Origin of the sequence: Pontitalea aquivivens, from assembly GCF_046507575.1 — a bacterium.
GTDB lineage: Bacteria > Pseudomonadota > Alphaproteobacteria > Rhodobacterales > Rhodobacteraceae > Pontitalea > Pontitalea aquivivens.
The window spans coordinates 52,353-65,651 of sequence record NZ_JBKFEY010000005.1 but is presented as its reverse complement, the minus strand read 5'-3'; the positions used below and the strand labels follow the sequence as shown (position 1 = coordinate 65,651).

Annotated in this window: 13 protein-coding genes and 1 pseudogene; 5 read left to right on the top strand and 9 right to left on the bottom strand. The window is 59.9% G+C overall.

Going from position 1 to position 13,299, the window contains the following annotated elements:
- Nucleotides 1-238: 238 nt before the first annotated feature.
- A pseudogene (locus tag ACK8OU_RS08825) lies at nt 239-397 on the top strand (IS3 family transposase); the annotation flags it as partial.
- Nucleotides 398-505: 108 nt separating this feature from the next.
- Here the strand turns inward: ACK8OU_RS08825 and ACK8OU_RS08820 are convergent.
- From ACK8OU_RS08820 to ACK8OU_RS08810, 3 genes are all read right to left on the bottom strand, one after another.
- Nucleotides 506-802, bottom strand: coding sequence for a CcdB family protein (locus ACK8OU_RS08820; RefSeq protein WP_410303008.1), 297 nt, complete (start codon nt 800-802; stop codon nt 506-508).
- On the bottom strand, nt 802-1,098 hold the full coding sequence (locus ACK8OU_RS08815; protein WP_410303007.1) for a type II toxin-antitoxin system CcdA family antitoxin: 297 nt from the start codon (nt 1,096-1,098) through the stop codon (nt 802-804). Before ACK8OU_RS08815 ends, ACK8OU_RS08820 begins: the two co-directional genes overlap by 1 nt.
- A 74-nt stretch (nt 1,099-1,172) precedes the next feature.
- Entirely contained in the window at nt 1,173-2,393 is a 1,221-nt protein-coding gene (locus ACK8OU_RS08810) for an MFS transporter (protein WP_410303006.1), read from the bottom strand.
- Between the two features lie 220 nt (nt 2,394-2,613).
- Between ACK8OU_RS08810 and ACK8OU_RS08805 the strand changes: the two genes are divergently transcribed.
- The 3 genes from ACK8OU_RS08805 to ACK8OU_RS08795 all read left to right on the top strand — a co-directional run bounded on the left by ACK8OU_RS08805 (nt 2,614) and on the right by ACK8OU_RS08795 (nt 5,978).
- A complete protein-coding gene (locus ACK8OU_RS08805; protein ID WP_410303005.1) occupies nt 2,614-3,507 on the top strand; it encodes an amidohydrolase family protein in 894 nt (297 codons plus the stop codon).
- 7 nt (nt 3,508-3,514) lie between these two features.
- A complete protein-coding gene (locus tag ACK8OU_RS08800) occupies nt 3,515-4,498 on the top strand; it encodes an alpha/beta hydrolase family protein (RefSeq protein WP_410303004.1) in 984 nt (327 codons plus the stop codon).
- A 142-nt stretch (nt 4,499-4,640) separates the two neighbouring features.
- Nucleotides 4,641-5,978, top strand: a complete 1,338-nt coding sequence (locus tag ACK8OU_RS08795; protein WP_410303003.1) for a GlxA family transcriptional regulator — start codon at nt 4,641-4,643, stop codon at nt 5,976-5,978.
- Nucleotides 5,979-5,984: 6 nt separating this feature from the next.
- On the opposite strand, the gene ACK8OU_RS08790 is transcribed toward ACK8OU_RS08795, so the two are convergent.
- From ACK8OU_RS08790 to ACK8OU_RS08765, 6 genes are all read right to left on the bottom strand, one after another.
- Nucleotides 5,985-7,328: an MmgE/PrpD family protein gene (locus ACK8OU_RS08790; protein WP_410303002.1), complete on the bottom strand. Its 1,344-nt coding sequence runs from the start codon at nt 7,326-7,328 to the stop codon at nt 5,985-5,987.
- Nucleotides 7,329-7,430: 102 nt separating this feature from the next.
- Nucleotides 7,431-8,306: a nitrilase-related carbon-nitrogen hydrolase gene (locus ACK8OU_RS08785; RefSeq protein WP_410303001.1), complete on the bottom strand. Its 876-nt coding sequence runs from the start codon at nt 8,304-8,306 to the stop codon at nt 7,431-7,433.
- Between the two features lie 54 nt (nt 8,307-8,360).
- Nucleotides 8,361-9,245: a glycine betaine ABC transporter substrate-binding protein gene (locus ACK8OU_RS08780; protein ID WP_410303000.1), complete on the bottom strand. Its 885-nt coding sequence runs from the start codon at nt 9,243-9,245 to the stop codon at nt 8,361-8,363.
- 58 nt (nt 9,246-9,303) lie between these two features.
- Nucleotides 9,304-10,014, bottom strand: a complete 711-nt coding sequence (locus ACK8OU_RS08775) for an ABC transporter permease (protein ID WP_410302999.1) — start codon at nt 10,012-10,014, stop codon at nt 9,304-9,306.
- A gap of 27 nt (nt 10,015-10,041) precedes the next feature.
- Entirely contained in the window at nt 10,042-11,169 is a 1,128-nt protein-coding gene (locus tag ACK8OU_RS08770) for an ABC transporter ATP-binding protein (RefSeq protein ID WP_410302998.1), read from the bottom strand.
- Between the two features lie 32 nt (nt 11,170-11,201).
- The gene (locus ACK8OU_RS08765) at nt 11,202-11,855 is read right to left on the bottom strand and encodes an ABC transporter permease (RefSeq protein ID WP_410302997.1); all 654 of its coding nucleotides are present in this window, start codon (nt 11,853-11,855) and stop codon (nt 11,202-11,204) included.
- Between the two features lie 675 nt (nt 11,856-12,530).
- Here ACK8OU_RS08765 and glnH point away from each other — a divergent pair.
- Nucleotides 12,531-13,268: a glutamine ABC transporter substrate-binding protein GlnH gene (gene glnH / locus ACK8OU_RS08760; protein WP_410302996.1), complete on the top strand. Its 738-nt coding sequence runs from the start codon at nt 12,531-12,533 to the stop codon at nt 13,266-13,268.
- Nucleotides 13,269-13,299 lie beyond the last annotated feature (31 nt).

The window sequence follows — 13,299 nt, the reverse complement described above, 5'->3', positions numbered from 1 at the left end:
GTTGGTTGATACAGAAATGGCCGCAGGGCTCCGCGGGACCAAGGCAATTATGCCCTCGGACGACTGGCCAATCCTTTGGAAATTGCCTATGCGCCACTTTTCCTGACGAGCTTCGGATCTTCTTTCATCCCCGGTGCAACACTTGCGGCGGATGGCGGGCGATCATTCCTTAAACTCGGGCGGTGCGTATTTTAATAACATAATGTAGATTATCGGACTTTCGAGATCTATGGGTTGATCGGCCATCCCGGCTGATCGTTTATCCGGGCGGCGCGTCGCACGGGAACTGATGGCCCTGATCGAGCGGCGCGGCAAACCCGGAATGATCGTCAGCGACAACGGTGCCGAACCGATTAGTGACGCAATCTTAACCTTCGCTTCTGCGCACCAAATCGAATGACAGTACATCTGAGTTCGATAAGCCATCGGCGCCCGAGGCCGGGCATATCATTCCCCCCCCCGGCGGCGTGGCTGGAAGATGGGTGCGCCCCGCTACATGGAATGATCAGAAGCCGGAGAAAACCATATCGAGAGCGCCACGGATTTCATAATCCGAGGCGGAAAGATCCGCGACAGGCCCTTCCTTGAGCAGTGCCGACGGGATGGCTGCCATCTCTGCGGTGTGCAGCACATAAGTTGAACCTTCGATCTTGAAGGTCGGCTCAAGGCGTCCGATGGCCTTCGGACCAGAATCTGCTGGTAAGAGCGGTGCTACCACGCGTGTACCGATTTCGATCAAATCTGTCTGGAGGTCGAGCACAAGACGATCGCCAGGAACCCGATAAACATGGAACTGCGCCATCAGCCGATCTTCAACACCTGAAGATCCGCCAACGGCGTGCCATGCGCCTCAATCCAGGCACGGCGCTCAGCGATCGCGCCGGCGTTTTCCCTGGCCCATGCTTTCGCCTTCGCCCTACGGACAGCCTCGGCGACTGCGGCGTCACTGATGGCCGAAACATTAAGACCCAACTCACGCGCAGCGGCCAGATTGGCCGCCGTCAGGGTAATGTTCGTACGCTGCTTCTCAGGAGTTGTTTGCGGCATAATGCCCTCCATGACCATACTAAACATACACACCTGAAGTGTGTAAAACAAGGGCCCTACATGATCCTGGCGACGAAACCACCCTGTCCGCCCCAGGCCGAGTTCCCATGACAAGGCCTTGGCGCTTACTCATCTCGATTTCGTCGCAGCAACCTGCCAACGACGAAGGATGTTCGCGGGACGTAAACATAACCGCTGCGATGCGGTGGGGCCGGGCGGACGCGCATCCGCACGATACCGAATATGACAAGAACGATATGCGAGACCCCCAGAAAACTGAACATCCCCGCTTGTCCGAATCTGGCCATGAGCAAGGAAGCAATCAAGGGACTTGCCATGGCCCCCACCGCATAAAGGAACAACAGTGAAGCCGAGAGTTCGACACGTTCATCCGTTGCGGCAAAATCATGCGCATGTGCGGCCGCGACCGAGTATATCGGGAAGGTCGTAAAGCCAAAGAGACCGGCCGACAAAAATATCGCCATGACGCCTAACCCTTGTGTCGAGACGGTAACGACGCAGGCTGCCGCCGAGGCAGCTGAAAGCCAGATGAGCACCACGCGGCGGTCAAACTTATCCGCGAGCCAGCCGACAGGTATCTGGGCCAATGCGCCACCCAGAACATAGGCGGCCAGGAAAAACGCAATGTGCTCAGGCCTGAGGCCGACCGCGACACCGTAGAGGGGCCCGACCATGCGGAACGCCGCCCCGCTGATCCCGGACACGATTACCCCCGCTGCGGCAAGGGGTGATCGCCTCCATGCCAAGCCGGGTCTGAGGCGGGGCGCAACGCCAGCTTCCGGTGCCTCGGCGCGCGAGAGGACAAGCGGAAACAGAGTCGCGCAGCAGATCAGCGCCAGCACATTGTACGAGACGTAGCTGGCAGGCTCCAGCACACCGATCAAAAGCTGGGCACCCAGGCTGCCGAAGATGTCGACAACGCGATAGACCCCCATCGCCCTGCCCCGGGTCTCATTGGTGACCTTGGACTGCAGCCATGCCTCGATGATCGTGAAGCAACCCGCCAGCGCCATACCCACCGCAATGCGCATGAGTATCCAGGCGATCGGGTCCAGAAGCATCATGTGGGCCATGATGCCGATCGTCCCGGACGCGGTGAAGGCCGCGAATGCGCGAGAATGGCCGACCTCTCCCATCAGCCGTGGTGCCCACCAGCAACCGATGAAGAAACCCAGGAAATGCGCCGAGCCCAAAAGGCCGATCTCTCCCTCGGTAAAACCCAGAGCCGCACCCGAGATCGCATCGAGTGGTGCAGTGCCCCCCAGACCGAGTTGCAGAAGCAGCGCCGAAAGAAACAGGGCTGCGAAAGAAATCAGCAAAGTCATGGCTATTCCGAACTCTTGAGCGCGTGGGTTCCGCCATCGCCGGATTCGTAGCGTTTCAGGTTGGGTAATCTGGCGACGCAATATCCCAAGGTCCAGCGAAACTCGGCCCTCAGGCAGCATATGGCGATTTGATGATAGTAAATGGCGAACTGTTTGGACGCAGCGTCCCACAATACCAATAGTTTCGGATGAAATCGCCAGCTTTTGGATGGTGCTCTGAATGACCCAGGTAATCGATGCGCATGCGCACTTTTTCACGGCGGCAGACCTGGATCGGGTTGCTGGTGGCCTGCCCTACAGTCTGCCTTCCCCGCATCCGTTAACTGAGTATCTGGATACCCTGATCGATACTGGAGTGACCCCCGGCCTGATCAACAATGTCCACCTCAGCATTCTCCCGGATTCCGAGAACGTCTTCGCGTCGTTCAAAGAACTTGCCGCCCTTAAGACGAAGAACCCTGCCCGATATGGCGGTATTGAGATCGTTGGAACGATTCTGGCAAAACCAGACTATGCGACGGCGGAACGCCTTGCCCATCCTCAGGTAAAAGGCGTCAGGATCGTTTTGCATGACGCTACGCCGGATCAGGTTGGCGATCAGGCCTATGCATCGGCAGCCTGGCACGAGATGTATAGTCGCCTGCGGCCTGACCAGCACCTGCACATCTATGCGCAGAACCCCGAGGTCAATCTGAAGGTCTTGCGCCAGATCCCGCACAGCCTGCGGATCGCGATCGACCATCTTGGCACCTGTCAGCCCGAACGCGGCCCCGACGATGCCACCTATGTCGCTTTGTTGCTAGAAGCGAAGTCGCGTGGAAACGTCGTCTTCAAGGGGCCGGGCTACCGTACTTCGACGACGCCGGAAGCCGTGGCTCCTTTTGTTGTCAGGATCGCGGAAACGCTTGGTGCGGACAAGCTGATCCTGCAGGCCAGCGATGCGCCACATGTCGGCAAAGATCAGTCCGGACGGCCCTATGCCGATCTTTTTACGCCCGTCACCGTCTTCGACTTCGTCTCGCGGCTGTCCGATCTGACTGCGGCGAACACCAATCTTTCTGCAAAGGCCCTGCTGCGCGGCGCATCTGCAGAGATTTTCACCCCTCATCAATGAAAGCAAGATGATGAACAAGATTATCGAAGAAGAATTCGCCTTTCCGGTGACCTATGGCGACGTCACGCTTAACCTGCGCGGCTTCTGCTTTCGCCCCTCTGAACTGAGCGAAGAAACGAAAAATCTTCCGCCCTTCGTTTTCAACTCGGGCTTCACCGGCGGCGTTTCGATGTATGGCCAGCTTTTTGGTCGGGCGATGGCGCAACTCGGTTACAACGTCACAACCTATGACGTATCGGGCTACTTTACCAACAAGGCTGCGCGGAACACGACCAAGGTCGGCGACATCACCGTGACCAACGTCAGCCTTGAGGATCAGAAGATCGAACTTCTGGCGCTGATCGAGTGGACGAAGTCGCGTTTCGGCGCGATGCCGGCGGTCGCGTCCTGGGCAATGGGATCGGTTGCAAGCCTTGCGGCGATCTCGGATCTGGCTCAGGCGGGCGGCGATCAGGTGAGCTTCTATATTCCGATGAGCTACACGCGTCTCAGTGCTTTGCAGAACCTGCGTGCCGACGCGGTGGGTGCACATCTGGCGATTTCGGAACTGGACGACGCCGCCGCGATTCCGCCGTTTGACACCGGAACCGGGGCCACCCGCCTGGGCTACTATCCGCTGGACCCGGCCACGCAGGCCTATGTCGACGAACAGCTGGGAAACTACACGCAGGCCGGCGGCGTCGATCAATGGCCCGGGTGCAGCCATGTGACCGCGAAATCCTACAAGACCTATGTCCGCTTCGATCCCGAGGGGTCGTTGCATGAAATTGCAGGCAAGTTTCCACCGGCCCTGATCGTGCACGGCCTGGACAACACGCTGCATATGCCGTCGGAGTCGGTGCGTCTGCATAAGGTCTATCCCGGTGACGCAGGCGATGCCCCGCTTCTGGTCGAAGGGATGGAGCATGGCCAGCAGTTGACGAACGATCATCCCGTCTTCAAACTTCTGGTCGAAAAAATCGACGGCGGCATTCGCGCAAACTGTCTCTGACAAGGTAGAACACGGCGGCCCGGGTTTCTCGGGCCGCGACACCAGACGACAGATAACGCCGTGATCCCCAGGCTCTCGTCCGCAGGGCAACCCTTTCGCTTTATCAGGCCTTCTGTGCACCCGCCTGCCTGGTTTGGTACATGTGCCCAAACCTTCCGGCGTCAACCTGAAGCGCGAATTGCAACACAGGGGGCCGGGATTCGCCACGCCTGAACAGCGTTCCTTGTTCACAGAGGAGGACCGCGCGCGTAGCGTTGAAATTGTGCCGGACGCGTTCACCAGCGACTACGAAACAGCGGTGCTGTTCGTGCCGATCCCAGGTGAAGCTGATCGACGGGGGCCGCCTGCGGCATCCTTTGCAGGGGCTGCTTGTGAAGCTGGCATGACGGCCTCGGCAATCCGGGCTTGCATTGACGCCTCCATTGCAAGAAGAGACGGGCATGGGAACTTCTCGGCCCAGGTGCAGGGGTTTATGGACAGATCGAAGCCAGGCGCGGGGATAACAACGACCGAGAACATCCAGCCGGCCGACCGGCCAAAGCGCGTCGGCCTGCTCGTGTTCCCGGATTTTTCTATGATGGCTTTCGCCTCGGCGAGCGAGCCATTGCGCGCCGCAAACCGCCTGTCCGGGCGCCTGCTTTATGAATGGCATGTGCTGTCCTCAACTGGCGGAGCAGTCGCATCCAGCAGCGGTTTTGAACTGCAGACCCAGTCGATCGACCATGCCCCGGAACTGGACCGCCTTATCATCGTGGCAAGCCTGAACATCGAAAAGCTGCACGACAAACGGGTGATGAACTTCCTGAACCGCCTGGCCGTCGCGGGCAAGCCGCTTGGCGCGCTGAGCACGGGAACCTTCGTGTTGGCCCGTGCGGGCCTTCTGTCCGGCTATCGCTGCACGCTGCATTGGGAATCCTTGCGCCAGTTTTCGGAGGAATTCCCCAACATCCAGGTTTGTCGTGAGATCTATGTGCGGGATCGCAACCGCTGGACCTGCGCAGGCGGCATCGCGGCCATTGATCTTATGCTGGATCAGATTTCAAGCGACTATGGCGGCCAATTGGCAGCGGATATCGCAGAGCAATTCCTGCACAGCCGCATCCGGGGCCCGCAAGAACATCAGCGGATGGAGATCCAATGGCGCTATGGCATCCACGACAACCGGATCAATGCCGCTATTGCCTGTATGGAAGACAATCTTGAGAACCTGGTCGAGATCAGCCAGATCGCACAGCGCAGCAACCTTTCCCTGCGCCAATTGGAAAGGCTCTGGCACCAGTATTTCGGCATGACGCCGCAGCAGTTCTACGTCTCGATCCGCCTCAAGGAAGCACGCCGGCTATTGAAAGAAAGCACCGAGTCGATCGCCTCGATCGCGCTGCGTTGCGGTTTTGTCTCGGCGTCTCATCTCGGCAGCGCATTTCGGCGCGCATTCGGCCATAGCCCCGGCACGGAACGGCGGAAAACCGATACCCGCTGACCCGAACTATGTTTGCAACGGAAGGGTTGGCGCGTGGATAAGGTCCAGCAAGCCCTTGATCCGAACCCCGGTAGAGAGAGTATCGACGCAGGCTTCGATCGCCCCGGCCCTGTCCGCGCCAAGAACCGGGCGTGCATAATCGTGAAACTTCCGCCGGACATGTTGCATCGGGGCGGGCTCCTCCGGATCGCCACTGGCCTCCGTGGGCCCGGAAGCAATACGGCGCCCATCCCGAAGGCAAAGGGTGACCTCCGCAAAGCGGCGGGCGGGGAAGGCCGCATTGAACGTCTCGGTTTCCACAAAGGTCATCGTATCGGCAAGGCGGTTCACCTCGGGATCGCGGAACGCGGTTTCCTCTACCTCCGCCGGACCCAGCTGGCCGCGCACAAGGGCTGAGGCGACAGGGAAGGCGGTCGAATATTGCGCCTCTTCTGTAGTTTTCGGATGGCGGACGGCCAAACGGATAGCCTCGTGGAAAGTAGAGATCTCGATCCGCTCGACGGCTTCCGAGGTCAGCTGGTGTTGTTCACGCAGGCGAAGCACCGCCTGCACCGAGGGTTGCGCCCACCTGCAGACCGGGAAGGGTTTGTAATATTGCTCAAGGATACGCCATCGCTGCCCGAGATCGGACCAGAGGTCCGCGACGTCCGCGCCCTCAACCGTGATTGCGGGCGCCCCGGTAAAGCCATCCGCTGCAAGATAGGCCGCAGACACGCCCGCCATAGCCCCCCAACCGGAGCCGTCCTTGATCATCGTCGGATGGTCGATGCAGCGCATCATCTGGCTGCGCGGGCCGTGATATTCCGCGATCCCCACCGCCTCGCGTGTTCGGGCAGCGTCCAGCCCCAGAACCCTTGCACCCAGTGACGCCGCCGCCACCGCGACCCAGGCACCCGACGTATGATAGTCACAAGCGGTGCGGTGCAATGCGATCCCGGCACGCGTGCCGATCTCATACCCGACAACAAGGCCAGCCAGGAAAGCCCCGCCATCGGTTCTGTCTTCGGCCTCGCAAAGCGCCAAAAGCGCGGGAAGGACGCCGCAACCGACATGCCCCTTGGTCAATTTGTGACCGTCATGTGCATCAAGCGCATCAATCGTCATCCCGCCAGCCAGCGCGGCTCCGACCGGGCTGACCGCCCTGCCGTCGAACACCATCCTTGCGGCGCGTCCGCCCTTGCCAAAATGGTTCGCAGCATGGTTCCGCGAAATCCGCGACAGGGCGGTTTCCGAGCCCCCCGCGGCAACCCCCAAAAGATCCAACAGCCAGCGCCGTGCAAACGCGTGCAGATCGGGGGAAAGTCTGTCCCATGTCAGATCATGGATGAAGTCGGTTACGGCAGGTGCCATGGCGGCATGTCTCCGGAAGCCATCTCCCCGCACCAGGCCAGAGAAGATGATGAGCGTTACGTTTGCGTCGGGGATTGGCGGGCGGGTTTCCGCCCGAAACCATTAGTCGTGGCGAACGAAATCGGGGATGCCGATCTTGTCGATCAGCCGGGATGTCTCACGCATGACCAGCGCGAGATTGCTATCCCGCACGGTCGGCAGCAGGTGGCGCGCGCGCCGCACCGTGTCGAAATCGAGCTCTGCAGTGATCATTTCTTCGCCCGCGCCCGCAACGGCCAGTTCCTTGCCAAACGGGTCCAGTATTCTTGAACCGCCCCAGAAGGTCAGATCGCGTTCGACACCGATCCGGTTCACCATGATCGTCGGGGCGCCATACATCATCGCGTAAAAGCGCATGGTCAACGCCCACCCACCGGGATTGTCAAAGTCAATTCCTACAGCCTCGACACCCGAACTTACCGGGCAGACCAAAAGCGTCGCACCGTGCAAGAAGGCCAGATGGGTCAGCGCCGGGTTCCAGACATCAGCACAGATAAGCAGACCCGCACACCAGTCCTCGTCCAGGTTGCAGGTTTCGACGAAGCGACCAGAGGCATAGTATTTGCCCTCTTCCAGCTTGCCATAGGTCGGCAGGTTGACCTTGCGATGCAGATGGACCATCCGCCCGCCATGCAGCATAGCGGCCGAATTATAGAATTGCGCCGCCGGCCCCTCTTCGATGAAACCAATCACAACTTTCATCTCGCCGGCCGCATCGGCAAGCTTCCCAAGCCGCGGATCGTTGCGTTTCATCGCGGCTTCAAGCAAACGCTCGGGCCCGTAATGCCCGGTCAGCGACAGTTCGGGCATCACCAGAAGGTCAAGACCGGCCTTATGCCCACGGGCGATCCACTCCAGATGACGTTCCAGGTTGGCGTCGACGTCGCCGATTTCGCTGGCAAACTGGGCCGCACCAACCTTGATCTTGCGTGTGGACATCGAAACACCCCGAAAGTTGGTTGGGGCGCGAATTTGCCGCGCCCCGCAAAGTTGTCAGAGCAGACCGCTGTCTTTCAGGAAGTCGGCGGCGACATTCTCGATCGACACCTGATCCACATCGACCCTGGCATTGAGACCAGCCATCACGGCATCGTCAAGCCTGGCAGAAACAGCATTCAGCAGTTCACCCACTTCCGGATGGGCGTCGAGGATTTCCTTGCGGATCACCGGGGCAAGCGCATAGGCGGGGAAGTAGCCTTTGTTATCCTTGAGCACCACGAAATCGAAGGCAGGGATACGACCGTCGGTCGCAAAGACCAGTCCCACATCGACCTGCGCATCGCGCAGCGCCTGATAGACGAGGCCAGAGTCCATGCGCTTGATCGCGGCGCGGGCGAACTCGAAGCCATAGGCTTCCTGCAGCGGCTTGAGGCCATCGGGACGCGCATAGAACTCGGCGTTGGAACCGAAGCTGAGCGGCTCGCCGGCATTCACCTTGGCCGCCAGATCGGAAAGGGTCACGATGCCCTGGTCTTCAGCCTGCGACTTGCGCATTGCGAATGCATAGGTGTTGTTCGCTTTCGATGCGTCGAGCCAGACGATACCTTTCCCGGCGTCAAGTTCCTTGACCTTCGCATAGGTCTGATCGGCATCCAGCTTTTCCTCGACCTTGTTGTAGGTGATCAGCGAGGTGCCGGTATATTCCCAGTAAACATCGACCTGCCCGCTTTCCATTGCCTGGCGCACCGCAGCCGAACCCATGCCCGCACGGTTATCGACGGTAAGGCCCTTGGCTTCAAGAAGCTGCTCGGTGATCGAGGACAGCAACTGCTGTTCGGTGAAGTTCTTGCCGCCGACGACAACGTCGGCAGCCTGGGCGCCAGTGGCCATCCCGATCAGGGCAAGACCAGCAAGCGTCGCCTTGAAGGAATTCATCATGATTTAGGTTGCTCCGTGTTGGATTGTTCTAGTGTTGGATTGTTCTGGTTTGCCGCGTTCAGCGCAGCGGGTTCACGCCTTTGGGGACGAGACGAAGTTGTGCCTGGCCGGTCAGGAAATCGACGAAAACGGCAAGGAATGCGGTCGGGATGGCCCCAGCCAGCAGCATGCCGGTTTCCATCAGATCGATGCCGGTAAAGATAAGCTCGCCCAGCCCGCCGCCACCGATCAGAAAGGCCAGCGGCGTGGTGCCGACATTGATCGCAAGCGCGGTGCGTACGCCGGAAAAGATGACGTAGAGCGCATTGGGCAATTCAACCCGAAACAGGATCTGCGCCGGGGTCATGCCCATGCCGGTCGCGGCCTCCCTCAGGTGCGCGGGAACCGCAAGCAGGCCAGTGTAGGTATTGCGCACGATCGGCAGCAGAGAGGCGACGAATAGCCCGAAGAACGCCGGCGTAAAGCCAATGCCCAGAAACGTCATGGACAGAGCGATCACCGCAAGTGTGGGGATCGTGGTGCCGATGTTGAACACTTGCATGAAGGTCTCGGCATAACGTTCCATCGACGGACGTGACAGCCAGATACCAGTCGGAATGCCTACCGCAATCGCCGCCCCGCCCGAAGCGGCAACGAGTATGATGTGTTGGCGCGACAGGTAAACCATGTCGCCCCAGTATTCCGCCATCTGTCCCGGCAGTCCCGAAGCGCATAGCCAGATCCCCAGGCCGAAAGCCAGCAGCAGCGAAAGATAGCGGCGCAGTCCCATCTTGTTTTGCATCGCCCGCCTCCGGTTTCAGTTCGCTCGTGGCTGGCCGCCGCTCTGCCCGAGCGCGGCCGTCACGGCGGGTTGTGTCACCACTCCGGCAAAACGGCCTTTATCGTCAGTGCAGGCCAGCCACATGATGTCATGAGCAAACATTTCAGAGACGACAGCACGCAGATCGGCGCGCGCCGGCACCGTTGCCGGCAGAGGATGCGCGAAATCCGCAACCGCGCCGCCCGCACCGCTTAGCTCGTCGGCGGTCACATAGCCGACAGGCCTGTGATCCGCGTCGATGACGATCACGATCCGGCTGCCGTGCGCGCGCGCCGCCTGCACCGCGTCTTGCGGCCTTGCGCTGCGCGCCACCACAGGCGCTGCGTGATCGGCGACCTCTTCAGCGGTCACGAGGCGCAGACGCTTCAGCGTACGGTCGGCGCCGACGAAATCGGCGACAAACGCGTTCACCGGGTGGGCAAGGATACGGTCGGGCGAGTCGTACTGCTCGATTTTGCCACTGCGGAAGATGGCGATCTTGTCACCCATCTTGACAGCCTCATCGATGTCATGGCTGACGAACATGATCGTCTTCTTCAACGCCGCCTGCATCTTGAGGAATTCGTTCTGGATGATTTCGCGGTTGATCGGGTCGATCGCGCCGAACGGTTCATCCATGAGCATGACCGGAGGATCAGCCGCGAGCGCACGGATCACGCCGATGCGCTGCTGCTGCCCGCCCGAGAGTTCTTTGGGATAACGCCGCAGGAAAAGATGCGGATCGAGCCCGACCAGGTCGATCAGTTCGGCCGCACGCGCCGTGGCGCGCTTGGCATCCCAGCCCAGCATCCGCGGCACGACACAGATATTTTCCTCGACCGTCATGTTCGGGAACAGACCGATCTGCTGGATCACATAGCCGATATTGCGGCGCAGTTCGATCGTGTCGATCTGCGTCGTATCCTCACCATTGATCAGGATACGGCCGCTGCTCGGCTGAATGAGGCGATTGATCATTTTGAGCGCGGTGGTCTTGCCGCAACCCGACGGCCCAAGCAGGATACAGATTTCACCGGTCGGGACCGTCATGTTCACCTTGTCCGCCGCCACGATCTGACCTTGGGGCGTATCAAAGGTTTTCGTGAGATTTTCGAGCTGGATCATAAGAGACTCCGCAAAGTTTGACGGCGCCGAACTCAGCGCGTGAGGCCGCTGGGGGTCAGGAGCTTTTGCACCCGCAGCAATCCCCAGTCGGCCAGAATGGCGAGAAGTGAGACGGCAAGCGCCCCGGTGATCAGCTGCCGGGGATCGGTCTGGCTGATCCCGCGCGAGATAAGGACACCCAACCCACCCGCACCGATATAGGCGGCAATGGCCGCAACGCCGATATTCATGACAACGGCCGTACGCACACCCGCCATGATGACCGGGATGGCTATCGGAATCTCGACCCGGAACAGCCGCTGGAACGAAGTCATACCCATACCGCGGGCGGCCTCGCGCAGGGCAGGATCGACATTGGTGATAGCCGTGTATGTATTACGGATGATCGGCAATTGCGAGTATAGCAGGATGGCGATCACCGCCGGCAACCATCCGATGCCCTGCCCGATCTTCGAAAGAACAGGGATCATCAGACCAAAAAGCGCAATGGACGGGATGGTGACGATGATCGACGCAACATAAAGCACGACGTTCGCGACCGACTTGTTTTGCGTGATCGCGATGCCTATTGGGACGCCGGTCAAGATGGCAAGACCAACGGCCACACCAACGATTGTCACATGTTCGACCGCCATCCCTGCAATCGAGACCCAATTCCCCAGAATGAACCGGATGACGTCCATCATCTCCCCCTCTTGTGAAACTCTGGCCAAGCCCTCCTGCTACGCCGTAGTTCCTGTATACTTGTAGAGGATGCCGGGGGCCTCGACCTTTCATATGTTCGCCATTTTCTATCATCATTCCGCCATATGTGGAAAACAGGCTTCTGGCACTGCTTTGGCGGATTTCTCGCAGGGTACTCTGCGATGTGTCTTGCACAATAAGGGCAGCGTATTGGTGGCGATCTTGCGAATGCGTCAGGAATGGCTTGCCTGAGGGCGGGCAGCAGAATGTGACCACCGCGCTGGCCATCGATGCCGCCGCCCGTCGGAGAGCGGATCAGCCCGGATTCGAAAGCCGCAGCCTTGATCCGAGCATGCAGCCTGCGCGCCGGATCGAAAGCGGCCTTGGCCGCCCGGACATCGGGGTCGGGATGACCAAGGCAGGACACCGCCCCCCCCACCGGCCCCGTCGGGAAGCGTTTTCCTGTGCTGTCAATCAAATAGCCGGCGTTGCCGCGGACTGCGCGGTTGGCAAGGCTCCATTGGTGAGCGTCAGAAAATATGACCGGGCATCGGGTTCTTCCGCTATGCGACAAGGAGTTCGCAAAATAATTGCATTGTACTTCTTTATGTGCAAATATTTTTGCATGGCTGGACAGTCGCAGAACCGGCCTTCGACAAACCAACAGGAGAACCACCATGAAATCCCTTGTCCGGCTTGCCGGCGCCGCCGTCTTTGCGCTGAGCGCCTCTTTCGCCTCTGCCGAAGGGCTGATCGTTGCCACAGACACGGCCTTCGTCCCCTTCGAGTTCAAGGAAGGCGACAAATATGTAGGCTTCGACATCGACATGTGGGAGGCGATCGCAACGGAACTCGGGCTGACCTACGAACTGCGCCCGATGGACTTTGCCGGCATCATCCCCGCACTGCAGACCGGACAGGTCGACGTGGCGCTGGCCGGGATCACCATCAAGCCCGAGCGTCAGGAAGTGATCGACTTTTCGGACGGCTATTATGACAGTGGCCTGCTGCTGATGGTCCCCACCGACAGCACGATCACGGGCGCCGCGGATCTGGCCGGCAAGAAGCTGTCGGTGAAGACCGGCACCTCGTCCTCGGATTATGCCGAAGAAAACTTCAAGGACACCGAGCTGCGCAAATTCCCCAATATCGACAACGCCTATCTTGAGCTGCGCGCCGGCGGCGTGGATGCGGCAATGCACGACACGCCCAATGTGCTGTATTATATCGCAACCGCCGGTCAGGGTCAGGTCAGGGCCGTGGGCGAACAGATGATGGCGCATGAATACGGCATCGGCTTTCCCAAGGGCAGCGAGCTGACCCCGAAGGTCAACGAGGCGCTTGCCAGGATGAAGGCCGACGGACGCTATGACGCGATCTATGAAAAGTGGTTTGGCAGCAAGCCCGCCAAGTGATCCGATCCGGGCCGGGCGGCGGTTTGCCCCA

Excerpts from the sequence above, each read along its gene's own strand:
- ACK8OU_RS08770 (WP_410302998.1), bottom strand. The coding sequence starts at position 11,169 with ATGATCCAGCTCGAAAATCTCACGAAAACCTTTGATACGCCCCAAGGT.
- glnH (WP_410302996.1), top strand. The coding sequence starts at position 12,531 with ATGAAATCCCTTGTCCGGCTTGCCGGCGCCGCCGTCTTTGCGCTGAGC.
- ACK8OU_RS08775 (WP_410302999.1), bottom strand. The coding sequence starts at position 10,014 with ATGGGACTGCGCCGCTATCTTTCGCTGCTGCTGGCTTTCGGCCTGGGG.
- ACK8OU_RS08765 (WP_410302997.1), bottom strand. The coding sequence starts at position 11,855 with ATGATGGACGTCATCCGGTTCATTCTGGGGAATTGGGTCTCGATTGCA.
- ACK8OU_RS08800 (WP_410303004.1), top strand. The coding sequence starts at position 3,515 with ATGATGAACAAGATTATCGAAGAAGAATTCGCCTTTCCGGTGACCTAT.
- ACK8OU_RS08820 (WP_410303008.1), bottom strand. The coding sequence starts at position 802 with ATGGCGCAGTTCCATGTTTATCGGGTTCCTGGCGATCGTCTTGTGCTC.
- ACK8OU_RS08810 (WP_410303006.1), bottom strand. The coding sequence starts at position 2,393 with ATGACTTTGCTGATTTCTTTCGCAGCCCTGTTTCTTTCGGCGCTGCTT.
- ACK8OU_RS08790 (WP_410303002.1), bottom strand. The coding sequence starts at position 7,328 with ATGGCACCTGCCGTAACCGACTTCATCCATGATCTGACATGGGACAGA.
- ACK8OU_RS08785 (WP_410303001.1), bottom strand. The coding sequence starts at position 8,306 with ATGTCCACACGCAAGATCAAGGTTGGTGCGGCCCAGTTTGCCAGCGAA.
- ACK8OU_RS08805 (WP_410303005.1), top strand. The coding sequence starts at position 2,614 with ATGACCCAGGTAATCGATGCGCATGCGCACTTTTTCACGGCGGCAGAC.
- ACK8OU_RS08780 (WP_410303000.1), bottom strand. The coding sequence starts at position 9,245 with ATGATGAATTCCTTCAAGGCGACGCTTGCTGGTCTTGCCCTGATCGGG.